The organism is Massilia sp. 01N410 (genome assembly GCF_056399665.1).
Genome location: NZ_JBFTRV010000030.1, coordinates 23,425 through 41,421, shown reverse-complemented (window position 1 = coordinate 41,421; position 17,997 = coordinate 23,425). Strand labels below are relative to the sequence as shown.

Genomic DNA, 17,997 nt, shown 5'->3' with positions numbered 1-17,997 from the left:
GCAATTCGCACGTCGGACAGGACGCAGCCGGCCGAAACAGGGCTGCGTCCATCTTGCCGTAAAAGTGCCGAGCTAAAGCGTTCAGAAGTTGTAGCGCGCCGATAATTTCAACTGACGGCCTGCACTGGGGTAAATTCCCCCTTCGCAATCGAAGGCATAGCTGAAGTAATGACGGTCCGCCAGGTTCAGGCCCGCGACAGCGAACTCCCATTGACTGACACGCAATGCATAACGAGCGTCAATGGTCGTATAGGAGGATATCCGTGTCGGGCAGGCATTACTGACATCGCCGCCGTAGCGCTGGCTGTCGACCCATTGCACGCCGAAATCGGCGGTCTGGCCATTGCCCGGCAGCCAGGCCAGGCGGGCCGTGAGCACGTTCTTCGGCACCAGCACCATCTCGCGGCCGGCGTTCGGACCGTCCGTGAACTTGGCGTTGATGTGTTGCAGGTGGGCGGTGGCGCGCCAGGCGGTGGCCAGTTGGGTTTCGGCATCGATCTCGAAGCCCTGGCGGCGTGTCGGGTCGAGGTTGGTGTTGGCGAAGGCGGTCGGGTCGTAGAAGATCTCGTTGTCCAGCTTGTGGCGGAACACGCGCGCGGTCAGCTTGCGTAAGCCGTCGCCCCAGCTGGCGCCCAGCTCCAGGTCATGCGAGGTCTGCACCTTCAGCAGGCTCAGACTGGTGCGGTAGCTGTTCTCGTCGACATTGGCCACACGGTAGCTCTGCCCTGTCCGCGCGAACATTTCCAGTTGTGGCAGCACCGCGTAGCTGCCCTGCGCTTCCCACGCGTTCTGGGCCTGCGAACCGTTGTCGGCCACGCCGCCCGCCATCGCATCGACGTAGTCCTTGTCGAAAATCTCGCGGCGCACGCCCAGCGCCACGCGGCCATTGTGGGCCGGGTCGAAGCGCAATTCGTCGCGCACATACAGCGCCTTGGATTTCTGGCTGGCGTCGGCCAGCGAGAAGCCGGACGTGGTCTTGCGCTTCCAGTCGATGACGTCGATGCCGGCCACGAGTTCGTTCAGCATCCCGCTGCCGATGTCATGCAGCCAGCGCGCACGCGGCGAGAACTGGTTCTGGCGGCCCTTGAAATGCGTGACCGATGCCGACGAACCGAAGTAGTAGTTCGAGTCGGCCTCGCGTTCGCGGTGCGACAGTTCGGCCGCCAGGTCGACCGTGCCCAGGCGGTATTCGGCGTAGGCGTTGACGCGGTCGGTATCGAGTTTGCCGAAGTCCCGCGGCGTCTTGGTGTCGGTCGGATCGGCCTGGAACTCGGCCAGAGTCAGCGAACCCGGGAAGCGCTGGTCTTGGCGCGCGCTTTCCATGCGCACGCCGGCGCGGCCGCCCGAGTACGTGAGCTGCAGCCCGGCGGACACACTGTTCTGGATAAAGTTACCGTTGTCACGGTAGTTGTCGTTGTCCTGACGCGCCACGGCCACGTCCGCGCTAATATTGCCGGCCACGTGAGACAGGGAAGCGCGCACGTCGCGCTCACGGAATTGCCCTGCTTCGGCGAAAACCGAGCCGTGGGTGCCCGGCTGGCCCGAGCGGCGGGTGACGATGTGGATGATGCCGCCGGTCGCGCCCTCGCCGTACAGCACGCTGCTGCCGCCGCGGGTGATCTCGATGCGTTCGACGGTGTCGATCGGGATCGTCGACAGCACCGAGCTGGTCAGTTCGTTCTCGTTCAGGCGCACGCCATCGACCATGATCACCATGTTCTGCGCGCCATTGGTGCCGAAGCCGCGCAGGTCGAGCGCGAAGTCCGGTGAGGAATCCAGGCTCTGGCGGCCGAACACGCCGCCGATCTTGCGGATCGCCTGGTTGACGTCGTTGACGCCGGCTTCGCGGATCTCGTCCTGGGTGATGACGGTCGCGCCGATCGGCTGCAGCGCCTCGTTGCTGGGAAAGCGCGAGCCGGTGATGACGACGGTCGCCGGGGCGGCTTCGTCGGCCAGGGCGGCAAAGGGAATGGAAAAGGCAATGGCGCAGGCCAGCGCGAGCGGCTTTTTGGAAATCATCGATTATTCAGTGTTCGATCGTTAGGCCGGCGCGCGTCCCCGCACACCGGCTCGTCACGGAAGCGCGGCACAGTACCCGCTTCCCCCTGTCCTGGCCGGTATCCGGGCTCGCAAGACGGACCGCTCCACCTTCCTGCACGCGCAGCGCACAGTGGTCATCGAAGCGGCCAGCCGCCATCAAGGCGGCGCTTGTTTACCGTTGCGGGGGCAGCACACGTTGGCGCGGCGCCGGGGGCGCCTGCGCTCCGTGTTTCCCGTTTAACTGCACGCATAGACCATGCGTGCGGGCACCAGAACCGGCGAATTATAAACCTAACAAGCAACAACTCTGCCGTCTGGCGTCGATTTCGGGTCCGATTGTGCAGACCCGTGAGATTTTCAGCAAGGTTTTCGCATATAGTGTGAACACAAATACAACTTAATAAACAATCCATACTTGGGGGGCTTGCATGAGATTGGGTTCGACACTATTGCGCACGGGTGCGGCGGCCATCCTGCTGGCGGCCGGGGTGGCGGTCACCGCCGACCTGCTGGCCGGGCCGGACCAGGCAGCGCCCGCGCCCGCCGCGGCCGGCACGCCGGCGCCGGCGCCCGACGGCATTCCGCTGGCGGCACCGAACGCGGCCGCCGTCACCGTGGCAAGCGCAACAAACGCCTGGGGCGGCATACGCACCGGGCTCGAGACGACGCTGTCCGAGCGCGTGGTCCACTACGACATCGACGCCACCCTCGACCCGGTCAAGCACACCGTGACGGGCCGCGAAAAGCTCACCTGGCGCAACCGTAGCAGCGTGGCGGTGAAGAGCGTCTACGTCCACCTGTACATGAACGCCTTCGAAGGCGCCGGCAGCACCTTCTTCACCGAGAAGCGCCAGCGCGGCACCGCCTTCCGCTCCGGCGTCGACATCAAAGAGGGCGAATGGGGCCACATCGCGCTGCGCGGCGTGACCCAGGGCGAGGCCACCGTGCCCTGGACCTTCGTCCATCCGGACAACGGCCCGGCCACCGACCACACCGTGGTGCGCTTCGACCTGCCGGCCGCGGTGGCGCCGGGCGCCTCGACCACCTTCGACATCGACTTCCACACCCAGCTGCCGCGTGTGATGGCGCGCACCGGTTACTTCGGCAGCTTCCACCTGGTGGGCCAGTGGTTCCCGAAGATCGGCGTGCTGGAACTGCCGGGCGAACGCGGCGCCACCACGCCGCGCTGGAACGCCCACGAGATGCACCTGAACTCGGAGTTCTACGCCGACTTCGGCAGCTTCGACGTGCGGCTCACGGCGCCGAAGGACTACACGATCGGCGCCACCGGCGAGCTGCAGGGCGCACCCGTCGAGCAGCACGGCATGCTGACCCACCGCTACGTGCAGGGCGACGTCCACGACTTCGCCTGGACCGCGGATAAACGCAGCGCGAAGCCGATGGTCGAGACCTGGACCGGCCCGGGCAGCCCTAACGTCACCGTCACCGTGCTGTATCCGCCCGAGTACGCGGCCAGCGCGGCGCCGGCGATGAAGGCCGCCAAGGATTCGCTGAGCTATTTCTCGAACACCCTCGGCCCCTACCCCTACAAGACCCTCACCGTGGTGATCCCGCCGCACAATGCTGTAGAAGCCGGCGGCATGGAATACCCGACCTTCTTCACGGCCGAAGGCTATGCGAAGGTCGAGCCGGACCTCGCCAGCCAGTACTTGCTGGACTTCACCACCATCCACGAATTCGGCCACGGCTACTTCTACGGCATCCTGGCGAATAACGAGTTCGAGGAACCGGTGCTGGACGAAGGCCTGAACGAGTACTGGGACCTGCGCATGCTCCGCGACCGCGGCCAGAAGCTCCACGCCGGCACACCCTTCACCCGCAGCCTCGGCATCACGCCGGCCTTCGACGCCTTCGCGGCCGAGCGCATGGGCACGCCGCGCAACGACCCGGCCGACGCGCCGGGACAGAACGCCTACGACCGCCTGCAGGACATCGGCGCGGTCTACAGCCGCACCGCGACCCTGATGCGCGACCTCGAGGCGCGCGTCGGCAAGGAGCCGATGGAGCGCGCCTTCAAGGAATACTACCGGCGCTGGAAGTTCCGCCACCCGAGCACCGCCGACCTGCGCGAGACCCTGGCCGAAGTGACCGGGCAGCGCGCCGCCGTCGAATCGGTATTCGCCCGGCAGGTGTATGCGGCGACCAAGGTCGACGACCGCATCGCCGACTTCAGCAGCCGCGAACAGCTGCCGCTGCCGGGCACGCGCCAGGCGGGCAGCGGCTGGGTCGAGGACAAGCAGGCCGACCTCGACAAGCGCATCGAGAAGACGCGCGAAGCCTGGAGCAAGGCCAACCCGAAGGCGAAGGATGGCCTCGGCCCCTACCCCTTCCGCACCGAGGTCCTGCTGCGCCGCTACGGCGCCGCGGTGCCGCAGACCCTGGCCGTGAAGTTCGCCGACGGCAGCGTGGAAACCGTGCGCTGGGACGCCGGCGAAAGCTGGCACAAGTTCAGCTGGGTCAAGCCGGCGCGCGCCGTCTCGGCCGAACTCGACCCGCAGCGCCTGCACTACCTCGACGCCAACAAGCTGGACGACAGCCGCACCCTCAAGGCCGACGCCAGCGCCTCGCGCCGCTGGGGCATGGACGCGTCCTCCTTCATCGAATATCTCCTCAGCCTGATCGCGACCGTATGATGCACACCGACCAGACCCTCGACTCTCCCTCCCTGGCGCCGCAGAACGCCGGCGCCCGCCGCCGCCATGGCCTGCGGCCCTTGTTCGGCGCCATGCGCGCCGCGCTGCAATGGCGCCTGCTGCTGTGGTGGGCCCTGCTCCTGCTGCTGCCGACCATCGTCGCCAGCCTGCCGGTGTGGCAGATGCTGGGCGCCAACCTCGACCATTCCGTCCATGCGGCCCAGCTGGCGGACAAGCTCGACATGATCGCGATCGCCGACCTGGCGGGCAGCATGCGCGATCGCTTCGCCGCGGCGATCGGCGCCGGCGGCCTCGTCGCGCTGGGCCTGACCCTGCTGCTGTCGCCGCTGCTGGCGGGGATGAGCATCCACGCGGCGCGGGCGCCCCGCCGCCCCGGCTTCAGCGAGCTGCTGGCCGGCGGCGCCCAGGAATACACGCGCATGTTCCGCATGATGGTGTGGAGCGCGGTCCCGCTCCTCATCGTGGGCATCGTGGCCGGCATCGCCTTCAGGCTGGCCGGCAAGACCGCCGAGACTGCGATCCTGGAAAGCGATGCCGAGCATGCTTCGAATCTGGCGCTGATCGCCACCGCGGTGGTGTTCGTGCTGGTGCACGCCACCATCGACGCCGGCCGCGCCCTGCTGGCCAACGAACGCCGGCGCCGCTCGGCCATCGTGGCCTGGTGGGGCGGCGTACGGCTGATGCTGCGCCGGCCCTTCTCGCTGCTGGGCGTGTACGTGATCGTCACCGGCATCGGCCTGGTCCTGGCCGCGCTGCTGGCGGCAGTGCGCGTGCAGGTGCCGGCACTGGGCGCCGGCGGCACGATCGGCGCGGTCCTGCTGACCCAGCTGGCGGTGCTGGTGCTGGGCTGGATGCGCAGCGCGCGGCTGTTTGCGATGATGGCGCTGGTGCGGGCCCGTCCGCAGTGAGCTAGCTTCAAACCGTCGCTCCCGCCTGCGCGGGAACGACGGCTGCGTTACCATGGTGCTTTCACCGTCCGCCGAGGAGCCCCCATGCCCACCCGCCTGCCCACCTATTTCGTCTCGCACGGAGGCGGTCCCTGGCCCTGGATGAAGGGCCAGTACGGCGGCGCCTACGACCGCCTGGAAGCCTCGCTGGTCGACATGAAGCGCCAGGCCGGCGAGCGGCCGAAGGCGGTGCTGGTGGTGACCAGCCACTGGGAGACCGAACAGTTCATGGTGTCCAGCAATCCGGCGCCCGGCATGATCTACGACTACGGCGGCTTCCCGCCGCACACCTACCAGATCCAGTACCCTGCGCCGGGCGATCCTCGACTGGCCGCCCGCGTGGCCGACCTGCTCGGCGCCGCCGGCCATCCGGCCGCCCTGGACCCGGAGCGCGGCTTCGACCACGGCACCTTCTCGATGCTCTACCCGGTCTATCCGGAAGCCGACATGCCGGTGGTGCAGCTGTCGATCCGCCATGGCTACGATCCGGCCGTGCACCTGGCCGCCGGCCGCGCGCTGGCGCCGCTGCGCGACGAAGGCGTGCTGATCGTCGGCAGCGGCCTGTCCTTCCACAACCTGCGCCAGTTCGGCCCCGGCGGCGCGCTGGCCTCGCATGCCTTCGACACCTGGCTGCAGCACGTGTTGCTGGAACTCTCCCCCACCGACCGCGAACAGGCCCTGCTGAACTGGAGCGAGGCGCCCTTTGCGCGCCATGCGCATCCGCGCGAGGACCACCTGGTGCCGCTGTGGGTGGCGCTGGGCGCGGCCGAGCAGGAACAGGCCGCCTGCGTGTATCACGAAGACGCCTTCTTCGGCGCGCTGACGGTGTCGAGCTTCCGCTTCGGAACGGCGCCGGGAGAAGGCTGAGGCATGGGCGGCGATTTCACGGTCTCGAATACGGTTTCCGAGGCCGAGCTGCGACGCATCCACCGCTTCCTGGCCGAAGAAGCGTACTGGTCGAAAGGCATATCGATCGAGTTCGTCCGCAAGGCGCTGGCCAATTCGCTGTGCTTCGTGGCTTGTCTCGACGGCGAATTCGCCGCCTTCGGGCGCGTCGTCACCGATCTGGCTTCGTTCGGCTACCTGAAGGACATCTTCGTGCTGTCGGAATACCGCGGCCGCGGCCTCGGCAAGCTGCTGGTCGCCGCCATGCTCGAGCGGCTCGAGCAGGAAGGCGTGGGCTCGCTGATGCTGACGACCGCCGATGCGCACGGGCTGTACCGCCGCTTCGGCTTCGAGCCGGTCGGCGATTCGCCCAGGCTCATGCGCCGGGCCGTGGGCTGATGACGGAGACCTGAGCAGGGCTCAGGTGCCGCGCTTGCCGCGCGCCGCCTCTTCGGCCTTGCGCGCGGCCTTCTCCTCCGCGATGCGCGCCTTCTCTTCCATGTCGATGCGGTGCTGCTCGAGCGCCGCCGCGCGGGTCGCCGGCGTCTCGAGGCTGATGCGGCCCAGCGCGCCCTGGCGGTAATCCTGCAGCAGCACGTGGGCCGCCTTTTCGTAGTCGTAGTCGCCGCCGCGCACGCGGAAGCCGCGGCGCGCGGCCACGCCCTCGATCACGCCGACACCGTCCATGCCCTCGGTCTTGAGGCCGTAGCGGGCAGTCAGGAGCTGGGGGTAGCGCTGCAGCAGCAAGCCGCCCAGGAACTCGGCCACTTCTTCCTCGATCACGGCATTGGTGCCGACCGCGTGGCTGGCGGCCAGCATCAGGCCGTCGCTGTCCATCGCGATCTTCGGCCACAGCATGCCGGGGGTGTCGACCAGCACCGTGAACTTGTCCAGGTAGATCTTCTGCTGGGCCTTGGTGACGGCCGGTTCGTCGCCGACCTTGGCCACGCGCTTTTTCAGCAGCGCGTTCATCAGGGTCGACTTGCCGACGTTCGGGATCCCCATGATCATGATGCGCAGCGGCTTGGTCGGCACGCCGCGGTGCGGGGCCAGCGCCTTGCACAGTTCGGGGATGCGGGCGACGTCGGACGGCTTCTTGGTCGTCATCGGATAGGCGCTCACGCCTTCCTGGGCGTCATACCAGGCGGCCCAGGCGGCGGTTGCCACGGGGTCGGCCAGGTCGGTCTTGTTCAGGACCTTCAGGCAGGGACGGTTGCGGAACTTGCGCAACTGCTCGACCATCGGGTTGCTGCTCGCCTCCGGCAGGCGCGCGTCAAGGACCTCGATGACCACATCGGTGTTTTCCATCTGCTCCGCGGCCTGCTTGCGGGCAGCGGCCATGTGGCCCGGGAACCATTGAATCGACATACTTATTCTCAATAATCTGCGTACAAGGCGCTATTTTACGCTGGAGAAGCCCTCGAGCTCATGTTCGCTGAAGCTCGGGTTCGCCACGGCCTGGCGCAACAGCTCGGCGACATCGCCCTGGCGCAGCAGGGCCAGGTCGGCGCGCTGGCGTCCGAGCGCACGCTGGATCAGGGGGTGGGCCAGCAGCCTGGCCTCCTTTTTCGGGGTATCCGGGACCACGCCGGTGAGCCGGATCGCGGCCTGGTCGGCGGAGTCGTACTCGCGCGCCACCGCCCACTCGGCCTGGGACGGCTCGTCGACCAGCAGGCAGCGGATCGCATAGGCCAGCGAGGCCAGCGCATCCTCGGCAATCTGCGCCAGCAAGCCGCCCTCCACTTCCGGCCCCGGGATCATGGCCATGACTTCATCGAGGATGGCCGGCCAGGGCTGCTGGCCGGCGTCGCCGGTCAGGATGGCTTGCCAGAGCTCGGCGACGATCTCGCGCGCGCGGCCCTCCATGCCGGTGGATTGCATCGAAGCGAAGCGCTCACAGGCCGGCATGAGCCGGGTCGCGGCCGCCGCCGCGCAGGCCTGCCGCGCCGCCGGCGGCAATGCCGCCAGGGCACTCAGTTGAAATTGCTTGTCGTAGCTGAACGTCGAATCTGCCATTGGCACATTCTATCGCGCTACCGGCTTGGTGGCGCACTCGCTCGGCGGCGCGGGCTGGCTGGGGTCGAAGGCCTCCAGTTCCTTCTTCGCCAGCTTGACGTCCTTGCCGAACTCGGTCAGGTAGCGGCTGCGCTCCTCGCTCTGCCATTCGGCGTCCGAAAAGCCCTTCAGCGGATGGTTCTTGCTGGTGAAGACCTTGCCTTCCAGGCGAGGCATCAGGGCGCGGTCGGGGTCCGTGTTTTCCTTCAGCAGATAGCCGTCGACGTCGCGCAGGGTCAGCGGCAGGGCCGCGTCCTGGTCGCGCATCAGCTTGCCGAACATGGTCAGCCTGACCTCGTTGGGACCTGGGCCGAGCAGCTCGTTGAAGGTCAGCAGGGCGAAGGGCTTGCCGCGCGCATCGTCGACACGGCCGCTGATGATGTAGCGTCCCGGCAAGCGCACCTCGACCGGAAGGATGAAGCTGAGCGAGCCGTTCTCGACCGCTTCGCGGACCTGGCCGGTCCAGACCGCGGGCAGCTCGGGCGTGTAGATCACGTCGAACACCACCATGCCGTTCTTGCCGTTCACGTTATAGCTGACCTGGGTGCGGATGGTGCCGGTGAAGCCGGCCAGGCCGGTCTGCGCGGGGGCCAGCACGCCGGCGAAGGCGCCGTCGTTCGGCACCGGATCGGCGCCGTTGCCGTCGTCGGCGAAGGGGATGCTCACCTGCGGCGTCTGGCGCGCGCCGGCATAGGTGATGCCCTGGCTGAGCGCGCGCGTGACCACCAGCGGCAGCACCCGGTTCGAGGCATCCACGGCGCGCAGCGAGAAGGCCACCGCCTCGTTGGCCGCCATGTAGACCCGCGACTGCGAGGTCTGCAGCAGCACGCCGCGGTCCGCGCCGCCGCCCTGCAGGCGCATCGGGTTCATGTCGGTGACCGGCGCGTTCGGAAGATTCTGGTCGGCGTTCTCGGCCATCGGGCGCGAGCCCACCGGATACTGGCTGCTCTCGCGGTAGCTGCAGAAGGTATGGTCGGCCAGGCGGACATTCTCGATCAGCTGGCGGCGGCGCTGGCCGCGTTCGTCGACGGCCGGCAGGCCCTGCCCGCCCACCGGATCGAAGAAGGCCCGGCCCTGCGGGGCCGGGGCCTGGGCCGCGGTGGCGACGGGCGCCGGGCCGCCATGGCCCATCAGGCTCCAGACCAGCGCGGCCAGCACCGCCAGCGCCACGGCCGGCAGTGCCAGCCGGCGCAGCCAGGGCCGCGGTGCGGACCTTGGCTTCGGCGGCCGGCGCTTTTTCTCCGGTGGCTTGTTAGAGCGCACTGTTCACCATCGCACTTCGGACGACGGAAACGATGCCGGCCCAGTTCCCGCTCGTGTAGTGGTTATAGGCCTCATTGTCGTCCCGGAAGGACACCGAGTGGTAACTCCACTTGGCCGCGCCGCCTTCGTTGGCGGCGGTGCCGAGGGTCAGGTCGTTGCACAGCCAATCGCTGGGGTTGCAGTAGGAGCCGCCCGAACTGCCCGAGACGCCGCCCGAGCTGTGGTGGTACATGGCGCGCGCGGTGGCGGTCTTGAGGTCCTGGGTGAGCGGATCGGAGACCGCCCAGGAGCCGTAGTCGGCCAGCTCAGAGCCGCCGCCGGCGCCGGAGGCGGCGCGCACCCACTTGATGTTCCAGCCGGTCTGCGAGCTGCCGTCCGCATTGCCGCACACACCGGAGGAATTCGCCACCGCGTTCTTCTTCATGCGCGCCGAGCCGCCGTAGTTGGCCAGCACGTAACCCATCATCAGGTCGCCCGCGCTGTGGGTCGCGATATAGCACCAGTTGTTCCCGGTGCAGAAGCAATCGAGGGCATCGCGGATGTGGCCGCTCTGCGAGGCGATGCTGTTGTAGCCGTCCCAGTTGACGGCCTTCTTGTTGACGCCCGCCGCCGTCGACGACGGGCCCCAGTAGGTGAAGCTGTTGTAGTCACCGATCGTGCCGCCGCCTGTGCGGCCGTTGATCCATAAGGTGTAGTTGGTTGCCGATACCAGTCCCGCTACCGCGAACAGGCACACCGCCAGTATCGTGCGTATCAGTCTCATCTTTTCTCCACACAGGCGTACGCAAAAAAGCGCACGACCGTGCGGGAGCCGAGTCGAATGTAGATGGGACATATTTACAAGTCACACCGCGCGAGCCAAACTGCTGAGTGTGGCGAAAATGGCCTCATTTCGAGCTAGCGCGCATAGTTGACCATCGTGCCCAGCATCACCGAGACGATGCCGCTCCAGCTCGCTTCCGTGAAGTGGCCGTAGACTTCGCGATCGTCGCGGAAGGACACTGAGTGGTAGGCCCACTTGGTGCTGCCGCCCTCGTTGGGCGCCACCCCCAGCGTGAGGTCGTTGCAGAACCAGTCGCGCGGATTGCAGAGCGACCTGCCGGAACTGCCCGAGATGCCGCCCGCACTGTGGTAGGCCTCGACGCCGTCGTCCTGGCCCGGCAGGAGGAAGGAGCCCGGTCCGCCGGAGGCGCCGGCATACATGTAGAACCAGATATTGTGCGTGGCATTGTGGTTGTACATGGCGCGCGCGGTACTGGTCTTCACGTCCTGCACCAGCGGTTCCGAGGTGGTCCAGGCGCCGTAGTCGGCCAGCTCGGAACCGCCGCCGGAACCGGCCGCGGAGAGGACCCACTTGATGTTCCAGCCGGCCTGCGCGCCACCGCCCGCATTCCCGCACACGCCGGAGGCATTCGGCACCGCGTTCTTCTTCATGCGCGCCGAGCCGCCGTAGTTGGCCAGCACGTAGCCCATCATCAGGTCGCCCGCGCTGTGGGTTGCGATATAGCACCAGTTGTTCCCGGTGCAGAAGCAGTCGAGGGCGTTGCGGATGAGGCCACTCTGACTGGCGATGCTGCTGCGTCCGTCCCAGTTGACGGACTTCTTGTTGACGCCGGCATTGATGGTGCCGAGGCCCCAGTAGCTCCAGCTGTTGTAGTTGCCGATGGCGCCGCCGCCGGTGCGGCCGTTGATCCAGAGACTGTAGTTGGTCGCCGCTGCCGGGTTCGCCGCCGATGCGGTGAGTGCGAACAGGCACAGCGCCATGAAAGTGCGCAGCAGTTTCATATCCCCTCCAGTCCAGTGGTTTGTCGAGGTTAGATACCGCTGCGTTGCGGTGGTTCTCAGTCGAGATCGGCCAACGCTTTGACGTGCACCGCTACGCTGCGGCCCAGTGCGGATAAATTATAGCCCCCTTCCAGGCAGCTGACGATGCGTCCGCTTGCGTGCGTGCGCGCGACCTCGATCAGCCGGTGGGTGATCCACGCATAGTCGGCCTCGACCAGGGCCATGCCGCCCAGGTCGTCTTCCCGATGGGCATCGAAGCCGGCCGAGATGAAGATCATCTGCGGACGGTGCGCATGCAGGGCCGGCAACCATTGCTCCAGCACGATCTTGCGCACCGCGTCGCCGCCGCTGTAGGCCGGCACCGGAATGTTGACGCTGTTTGCCGTCACCGGTGTCGGCTCGCTGTACGGATAGAAAGGGTGCTGGAAGAAGCTGGCCATCAGCACGCGCGGATCGTCGCGGAAGGACTCGTCGGTGCCGTTGCCGTGATGGACGTCGAAGTCGACGATGGCGACCCGCTCCAGGCCGTGCACCTCGAGCGCATGGCGGGCGGCGATGGCGACGTTGTTGAAGAGGCAGAAGCCCATCGGCTCGCCGGGACGCGCGTGGTGGCCGGGCGGGCGGATCGCGCAGAAGGCGTTGTCGATGCTGCCGGCGATGACGGCGTCGGTGGCGGCCAGCGCCAGCCCGGCGGCGCGCAGGGCGGCGCGGTAGCTGTCCTTGCACAGCAGGGTGTCGCCGTCGAGCGGATAGTGTTCGCCGGCCGCGGGCAGGTTCTCGCGTACCAGGTCCAGCGCGCCCTGGCTGTGGTTGCGCAGGATCGCCGCCTCGTCGGCCGGCGGGCCATCGCAGCGCTCGACCAGGCCGTCCAGCCGGGCCAGGATCAGCTGGTCCTCGATCGCCTGCAGGCGCGCCGGCGTCTCCGGGTGCCAGTCGCCCATCTCGTGCAGGGAACAGTCGGGGTGGCTGTAAATTGCTGTGCTCATGTGCTGCGCATGGTAGATTGCCGATGACGCTAATCTACCATGCGCATCGGATCGACGAGAAGAAGCCATCCATGTTCAAACAATTACATTCCGCCGCGCGCCAGGTCGGACAGATCGTGGTGGGCAAGGACCAGCAGGTGCGCCTGGCCCTCACCTGCCTGCTGGCCGGCGGCCACCTGCTGATCGACGACGTCCCGGGCGTCGGCAAGACCACCCTGGCGCATGCCCTGGCCTTGTCGCTGGGCCTGCGGTTCAACCGCGTGCAGTTCACCAGCGACCTGCTGCCGGCGGACGTGGCCGGCATCTCGGTGTACGAGCGCGAGAAGAACGGCTTCATGTTCCATCCCGGGCCCATCTTCACCCAGGTGCTGCTGGCCGACGAGATCAACCGCGCCACGCCCAAGACCCAGTCCGGCCTGCTGGAAGCGATGGAGGAGCGCCAGGTCACGGCCGACGGCGTCACGCGGCTGCTACCCGAACCCTTCTTCGTGATCGCGACCCAGAATCCGGCGCACCAGGTCGGCACCTTCCCGCTGCCGGAATCCCAGCTCGACCGCTTCCTGATGTGTCTGTCCCTCGGCTACCCCGACGCCAGCGCCGAACGCGCGCTTCTGATGGGCGAGGACCGGCGCGCCATGCTGAAAACCCTGCAGCCGGTGATGCGGCCGGAAGAGCTGCTCGATGCCCAGCGCTCGCTGCGCGCCATCCATGCCTCCGGAACGCTGATCGACTACCTGCAGGCCCTGGCCCAGGAATCGCGCTCCGGCAAGCTGTTCGCCGAAGGCCTGTCGCCGCGCGCCACCCTGGCCCTGCTGCAGGCGGCGCGCGCCTGGGCCGCGCTGGAGGGACGCGACCACGTGATCCCGGAAGACATCCAGACCCTGCTGGTGCCGGTCTGCGCGCACCGCCTGCGGCCGCTGAAGGCCGCGCATGGGGGCGGCAGCGCCAGCCGCGACCTGGTGCTGCAGCTGCAGAAGTCGGTGCCGGTCTGAATGGTGGACGCGGCATTGACCAGGCTGCCGCTCGGGGTCCGCATCTTCGGCTGGCTGCGCGGACGGCGCAGCACCTGGCGCGAACGCACCACCGCGCGCGACCGCGGCGAGGTCGAGCTGAGCCAGCGCCGCGTCTACATCCTGCCGACCCGCGCCGGCCTCGGCTTCGGCGCCCTGCTGCTGGCGCTGCTGATCGGCTCGGTCAACTACAGCCTGGGCCTGGGCTTCGGCCTGACCTTCGTGGCCGCTGCCTGCGCGCTGGTCGACATGATCCATACCTACCGCAACCTGGCCCACCTGCACCTGCGCCCGGGCCGCGCCGGCGCGGTGTTCGCGGGCGAAGAAGCATCTTTCGAGCTGCTGCTGGCCAACCGCACCCGCCTGGCCCGCTACGCGCTCTGGGTCGACCTCGACACCGTCAAGGATGCGCGCCATGCGGTCGACGTCGCCGCCGGCTCGAGCACCGGCGTGGTGCTGTCCGCCACCAGCAGCCGGCGCGGCTGGATGAATGCGCCGCGCGTGCGCCTGTCCACCCGCTTCCCGCTCGGCCTGTTCAAGGCCTGGAGCTACTGGCAGCCCGATAGCCGCGCGCTGGTCTATCCCTATCCCGAACAGGACGCGCCGCCGCTGCCGGTCAGCGGCCACCCGAGTCCGGACGGCGTCAAGAGCGCCGGCAGCGACGACTTCGCCGGCGTGCGCAGCTACCAGCCGGGCGATCCGCTGCGCCAGCTGGCCTGGCGCCACATCGCGCGGCTGGACCCGGCACTCGGCGGCCAGCTGGTCACCAAACAGTTCGAAGGCGGCTCGATGGACGAGCTGGTGCTCGACCTCGACGCGCTGCCGCCGCGGCTCGATCTCGAACTGAAGCTGGCGCGCCTGGCGCGCTGGGTGCTGGAGGCGGAACTGCGCGCCCTGCCCTATGCGCTGCGGCTCGGCCGCCAGCGGATCGAGGCCGCGCTGGGGCCGGCACACCAGGCCGCCTGCCTGGAAGCGCTCGCGCTGTACGGCAGCGCCGCCGAGGCCACATGAAAGTCCTGCGCCCCGCCTTCCCGCTGTCGCGCGACAAGCAGGACACCCTGCTGCTGCTGGCCAGCACGGTGCTGGTGCTGCTGCCGCATACCGCCCACCTGCCGCCCTGGGTGACCCTGCTGTGCGGCGCGACCCTGGCCTGGCGCGCCCTGCTCACCCTGCTGGGACGGCGCATGCCGGCCAACCTGGTGCTGGTGCCGCTGGCGATCGCTGCGATGGCGGGCGTGCTGCACACCTATCACACGGTGCTCGGGCGCGATGCCGGGGTCGCGATGCTGGTGCTGCTGGTGGCCTTCAAGATGCTGGAGATGCACGCGCGGCGCGACCTGTTCGTGGTGGTGTTCCTGTGCTTCTTCCTGGTGCTGACGAATTTCTTCTACTCGCAGAGCATCGGCACCGCCCTGCTGATGCTGGTCTCGGTGGTGGCCCTCCTGACCACCCAGCTGTCCTTTCAGCTGACCGGCGTGGTGCCTCCCTTGCGCACCCGCCTGCTGATGGGCGCGAAGATCCTGGCGCTGGCGGCGCCGCTGGCGGCCCTCGGCTTCTTCCTGTTTCCGCGCGTCGACGGGCCCTTGTGGGGCCTGCCCGAGGATGCCCGCGGTGCCCGCAGCGGCCTGTCCGACAGCATGGCGCCGGGCCAGTTCTCGAACCTGGCTCAATCGGACGATCCGGCCTTCCGCGTGAAGTTCGACGGCCCGCCGCCGGCCCAGCCGCAGCTCTACTGGCGCGGCCCGGTACTGGGCGCCTACGACGGCCGCACCTGGACCCGCCTGCTGCCGCGTCCGCATTTCGGGCGCAAGGCGCCGCAATCCGTGTCGATCTCGGTGCGCGGCGCGCCGCTGCACTACCAGGTCACGATGGAACCCTCGAACACGCGCTGGCTGTTCGCCCTCGAGATGCCGCGCGCCCTGCCGCAGATGTCCGGCGACGCCGCCAGCGTGACGCCCGACCTGGAGCTGCAGGCGTCAAATCCGGTACGCGAGCGGATCCGCTACGAGCTCTCATCCTATGTCGACTTCAGCCTGCAGGCCGACGCTCCGCTCGACAATGCCTACCAGTGGCTGCAGCTGCCCTACGGCCGCAACCCGAAGACGCTGGCCGCCGGCGAGCGCCTGCGCCAGGACTATCCGGAACCCATGCAGCGGGTGCAGGCGGTGCTGCGCCAGTTCTCCACCGGCGGCTATGCTTACACGCTGCAGCCGCCCCTGCTCGGCGGCGACGCCGTCGACGAATTCCTGTACACCACCCGCGCCGGCTTCTGCGAGCACTTTGCCGGCGCCTTCGTGTTCCTGATGCGCGCGGCCGGCATCCCGGCGCGCGTGGTGACCGGCTACCAGGGCGGCGAACTGAATCCGATCGACGGCTACTTCACGGTGCGCCAGTCGGACGCCCATGCCTGGGCCGAGGTCTGGCTGCAGGAACAGGGCTGGGTGCGGGTCGACCCCACCGCCGCGGTCGCGCCGGAGCGCGTGCAGCGCAGCCTGGCGCGCGCGCTGCCGGCGCCGGCGCCCTTCGGCATCGAAGGCCTGGGGCGCCTGATGCAGCCGGCCCCCGGTTCGCTGCTGGCCAAGGTTCGCTTTGCGATCGCCGCCGCCAACAATGGCTGGAACCAGTGGGTGCTGAACTACACGCCGCAGCGCCAGCATGCCTTGCTGGAAAGCCTGCAGGACAATCTGTTCGGCTGGCGCAGCGCGGCCCTGCTGGCCCTGGGATGCGCGCTGTTGTTGATCGCAGGAAAATTGTCGCGGCAACAGCGGATGGACCCGGTCGATAAGCTATACTCGGCCCTGTGCCACCGCCTCGGCCAACTGGGCCTGCCGCGTGCGCCGGACGAAGGCCCGACGGCATATGCCGCGCGTGTCGCCGGCGCCGAGCTGGCCTCCGGACCGAAGGCCGCCGCGGCCGAATTCCTGCGCCGCTACAGCGCCTGGCGCTATGCGCCGCCCACGCAGTCCCAGCCGCATGGCGCCGGCCTGCCGACTATCCTGAAAGAGTTGCTGTCCCGAGTTCGATGAAATCTTTTGTACCGCTGCTGCTTGCCCTCGCCATCGGCGCCGGGCACGCGTCCCACGCCGCCGCCTCCTCCTCGATCCACCATGCCGGCGCCAAGTCGGCCAAGGCGTCCAAGGCGTCCAAATCCGCCAAGGCTGGCAAAAAAGCCAAGGCCACGGCCGCGAAAGCCGCGCCGGCGCCCAAGCGTCCGGCGATCGACTATGACGGCGAACAGGTCGCCTTCGGCGAATGGCAGGCGGTACGCGATTTCGAAGACGAGATGGTCAGCCGCCACAACTTCGACCGCGCGGCGCTGGACGCACTGGTGGCCAAGACCCGCTTTATCGACTCCGCGGTCCAGCTGGTGAAACCGGCGCCGCCGGGCAAGCCGAAGAACTGGCAGGCTTACAGCGAGCGCTTCATCGAACCGATCCGCATCAATGCCGGGGTCCGCTTCTGGAACGAGAACGCGGCCCTGCTGGAACGCGCCGAGGCGATCTACGGGGTGCCGGCCGAGATCATCGTCGGCATCATCGGCGTCGAGACCATCTATGGCCGCGACACCGGACGCTTCCGCGTGGTGGACGTGCTGACCACCCTCGCCTTCGCCTATCCGGAATCGCCGAACCGCAACGACCGCATGCAGTTCTTCCGCAACGAGCTGGAAAAGACCCTGGTGCTGGCGCGCAAGGAAAACATCGATCCTTTCTCGCTGCTCGGCTCGTTTGCCGGCGCGGTCGGCATGCCGCAGTTCATGCCCGGCAATATCCTGAAATACGGCGTCGACTTCGACGGCGACGGCATCGTCGACCTGCGCAACTCGGCCGCCGACGCGATCGGCAGCGTGGCCAACTTCCTGGTCAACCATGGCTGGGACCGGAATGCGACCGGTCCCTCGGTCTTCCCGGCCGAAGTCGCGCCGAGCCTTGCCTGGGAGCCGCTGCTGGGCGGACTCGAGGCCCGCTACGAGCCGGCCGAGCTGCGCGGCGCCGGCGTCGTCACGCGGACGCCGCTGCCGGAACAGCGCCAGTACGGCCTGATCGACCTGCAGAATGGCGCCGCCCCGACCGAGTACTGGGTCGCAAATGCTAATTTCTTTGCAATCACAAAGTACAATCGCAGTTATTTCTATGCCATGTCGGTGATCGAACTGGGCCGCGCGGTGCGTTTGGCACGGGGTATGTGACCCTTAACCAGCTAGAAACTTTGTATCCGTTTGTAACGGTACAACAGTGTTAATGCTGAGCTAATGCAGTACTGACAACGATATACTCCCTGGGGTATGCTGTTTTCCTGGACGTAGTTCTCCGAGGAAACAGACCTTTCGCCCCGATACCCCCATATTTCT

General features: G+C 67.9%; 15 protein-coding genes and 1 riboswitch. Of the genes, 8 read left to right on the top strand and 7 right to left on the bottom strand.

All coding sequences use genetic code 11. From position 1 onward, the window contains the following. Positions 1–81: 81 nt before the first annotated feature. On the bottom strand, positions 82–2,019 hold the full coding sequence (locus AC1DOP_RS25950; protein ID WP_477254145.1) for a TonB-dependent receptor: 1,938 nt from the start codon (positions 2,017–2,019) through the stop codon (positions 82–84). Positions 2,020–2,095: 76 nt separating this feature from the next. Then, positions 2,096–2,329, bottom strand: a riboswitch (cobalamin riboswitch). A 139-nt stretch (positions 2,330–2,468) separates the two neighbouring features. On the opposite strand from AC1DOP_RS25950, the gene AC1DOP_RS25945 reads away from it, so the two are divergent. The 4 genes from AC1DOP_RS25945 (at position 2,469) to AC1DOP_RS25930 (ending at position 6,946) form a co-directional block, all read left to right on the top strand. Next, positions 2,469–4,694 carry a M1 family metallopeptidase gene (locus AC1DOP_RS25945; RefSeq protein ID WP_477254143.1) on the top strand — a complete coding sequence of 742 codons (2,226 nt, stop codon included), beginning with the start codon at positions 2,469–2,471 and terminating at the stop codon, positions 4,692–4,694. Then, positions 4,691–5,623, top strand: coding sequence for a hypothetical protein (locus AC1DOP_RS25940; protein ID WP_442123682.1), 933 nt, complete (start codon positions 4,691–4,693; stop codon positions 5,621–5,623). Before AC1DOP_RS25945 ends, AC1DOP_RS25940 begins: the two co-directional genes overlap by 4 nt. A gap of 84 nt (positions 5,624–5,707) precedes the next feature. After that, positions 5,708–6,529, top strand: coding sequence for a DODA-type extradiol aromatic ring-opening family dioxygenase (locus AC1DOP_RS25935; protein WP_477254141.1), 822 nt, complete (start codon positions 5,708–5,710; stop codon positions 6,527–6,529). A 3-nt stretch (positions 6,530–6,532) separates the two neighbouring features. Then, entirely contained in the window at positions 6,533–6,946 is a 414-nt protein-coding gene (locus tag AC1DOP_RS25930; RefSeq protein WP_477254139.1) for a GNAT family N-acetyltransferase, read from the top strand. A 21-nt stretch (positions 6,947–6,967) separates the two neighbouring features. Here AC1DOP_RS25930 and ylqF read toward each other — a convergent pair whose 3' ends face one another. The 6 genes from ylqF to AC1DOP_RS25900 form a co-directional block, all read right to left on the bottom strand. Further along, complete coding sequence (ylqF, locus tag AC1DOP_RS25925; RefSeq protein WP_442123700.1) at positions 6,968–7,888, bottom strand: ribosome biogenesis GTPase YlqF; 921 nt, start codon at positions 7,886–7,888, stop codon at positions 6,968–6,970. 57 nt (positions 7,889–7,945) lie between these two features. After that, positions 7,946–8,563, bottom strand: coding sequence for a hypothetical protein (locus AC1DOP_RS25920; RefSeq protein WP_477254137.1), 618 nt, complete (start codon positions 8,561–8,563; stop codon positions 7,946–7,948). 9 nt (positions 8,564–8,572) lie between these two features. Next, on the bottom strand, positions 8,573–9,865 hold the full coding sequence (locus AC1DOP_RS25915; RefSeq protein ID WP_477254135.1) for a choice-of-anchor X domain-containing protein: 1,293 nt from the start codon (positions 9,863–9,865) through the stop codon (positions 8,573–8,575). Continuing rightward, complete coding sequence (locus AC1DOP_RS25910; protein WP_477254133.1) at positions 9,855–10,628, bottom strand: hypothetical protein; 774 nt, start codon at positions 10,626–10,628, stop codon at positions 9,855–9,857. Before AC1DOP_RS25910 ends, AC1DOP_RS25915 begins: the two co-directional genes overlap by 11 nt. Positions 10,629–10,762: 134 nt before the next feature. Continuing rightward, entirely contained in the window at positions 10,763–11,650 is an 888-nt protein-coding gene (locus tag AC1DOP_RS25905) for a hypothetical protein (RefSeq protein ID WP_477254131.1), read from the bottom strand. Between the two features lie 56 nt (positions 11,651–11,706). Further along, positions 11,707–12,636: a histone deacetylase family protein gene (locus AC1DOP_RS25900; RefSeq protein WP_477254129.1), complete on the bottom strand. Its 930-nt coding sequence runs from the start codon at positions 12,634–12,636 to the stop codon at positions 11,707–11,709. A 71-nt stretch (positions 12,637–12,707) separates the two neighbouring features. On the opposite strand from AC1DOP_RS25900, the gene AC1DOP_RS25895 reads away from it, so the two are divergent. Genes AC1DOP_RS25895 through mltB form a run of 4 tightly spaced genes read left to right on the top strand, consistent with a single transcriptional unit; the run spans position 12,708 to position 17,835 of the window. Then, a complete protein-coding gene (locus AC1DOP_RS25895; RefSeq protein WP_442123674.1) occupies positions 12,708–13,628 on the top strand; it encodes an AAA family ATPase in 921 nt (306 codons plus the stop codon). Between the two features lie 24 nt (positions 13,629–13,652). After that, complete coding sequence (locus AC1DOP_RS25890) at positions 13,653–14,657, top strand: DUF58 domain-containing protein (protein ID WP_442123699.1); 1,005 nt, start codon at positions 13,653–13,655, stop codon at positions 14,655–14,657. Beyond that, the gene (locus tag AC1DOP_RS25885; protein WP_442123673.1) at positions 14,654–16,672 is read left to right on the top strand and encodes a transglutaminase TgpA family protein; all 2,019 of its coding nucleotides are present in this window, start codon (positions 14,654–14,656) and stop codon (positions 16,670–16,672) included. Before AC1DOP_RS25890 ends, AC1DOP_RS25885 begins: the two co-directional genes overlap by 4 nt. After that, a complete protein-coding gene (gene mltB / locus AC1DOP_RS25880; protein WP_442123672.1) occupies positions 16,669–17,835 on the top strand; it encodes a lytic murein transglycosylase B in 1,167 nt (388 codons plus the stop codon). The genes AC1DOP_RS25885 and mltB overlap by 4 nt, the downstream gene beginning before the upstream one ends. Positions 17,836–17,997 lie beyond the last annotated feature (162 nt).

Excerpts from the sequence above, each read along its gene's own strand:
- AC1DOP_RS25950 (WP_477254145.1), bottom strand. The coding sequence starts at position 2,019 with ATGATTTCCAAAAAGCCGCTCGCGCTGGCCTGCGCCATTGCCTTTTCC.
- AC1DOP_RS25945 (WP_477254143.1), top strand. The coding sequence starts at position 2,469 with ATGAGATTGGGTTCGACACTATTGCGCACGGGTGCGGCGGCCATCCTG.
- AC1DOP_RS25940 (WP_442123682.1), top strand. The coding sequence starts at position 4,691 with ATGATGCACACCGACCAGACCCTCGACTCTCCCTCCCTGGCGCCGCAG.
- AC1DOP_RS25935 (WP_477254141.1), top strand. The coding sequence starts at position 5,708 with ATGCCCACCCGCCTGCCCACCTATTTCGTCTCGCACGGAGGCGGTCCC.
- AC1DOP_RS25930 (WP_477254139.1), top strand. The coding sequence starts at position 6,533 with ATGGGCGGCGATTTCACGGTCTCGAATACGGTTTCCGAGGCCGAGCTG.
- ylqF (WP_442123700.1), bottom strand. The coding sequence starts at position 7,888 with ATGGCCGCTGCCCGCAAGCAGGCCGCGGAGCAGATGGAAAACACCGAT.
- AC1DOP_RS25920 (WP_477254137.1), bottom strand. The coding sequence starts at position 8,563 with ATGGCAGATTCGACGTTCAGCTACGACAAGCAATTTCAACTGAGTGCC.
- AC1DOP_RS25910 (WP_477254133.1), bottom strand. The coding sequence starts at position 10,628 with ATGAGACTGATACGCACGATACTGGCGGTGTGCCTGTTCGCGGTAGCG.
- AC1DOP_RS25905 (WP_477254131.1), bottom strand. The coding sequence starts at position 11,650 with ATGAAACTGCTGCGCACTTTCATGGCGCTGTGCCTGTTCGCACTCACC.
- AC1DOP_RS25900 (WP_477254129.1), bottom strand. The coding sequence starts at position 12,636 with ATGAGCACAGCAATTTACAGCCACCCCGACTGTTCCCTGCACGAGATG.
- AC1DOP_RS25895 (WP_442123674.1), top strand. The coding sequence starts at position 12,708 with ATGTTCAAACAATTACATTCCGCCGCGCGCCAGGTCGGACAGATCGTG.
- AC1DOP_RS25885 (WP_442123673.1), top strand. The coding sequence starts at position 14,654 with ATGAAAGTCCTGCGCCCCGCCTTCCCGCTGTCGCGCGACAAGCAGGAC.
- mltB (WP_442123672.1), top strand. The coding sequence starts at position 16,669 with ATGAAATCTTTTGTACCGCTGCTGCTTGCCCTCGCCATCGGCGCCGGG.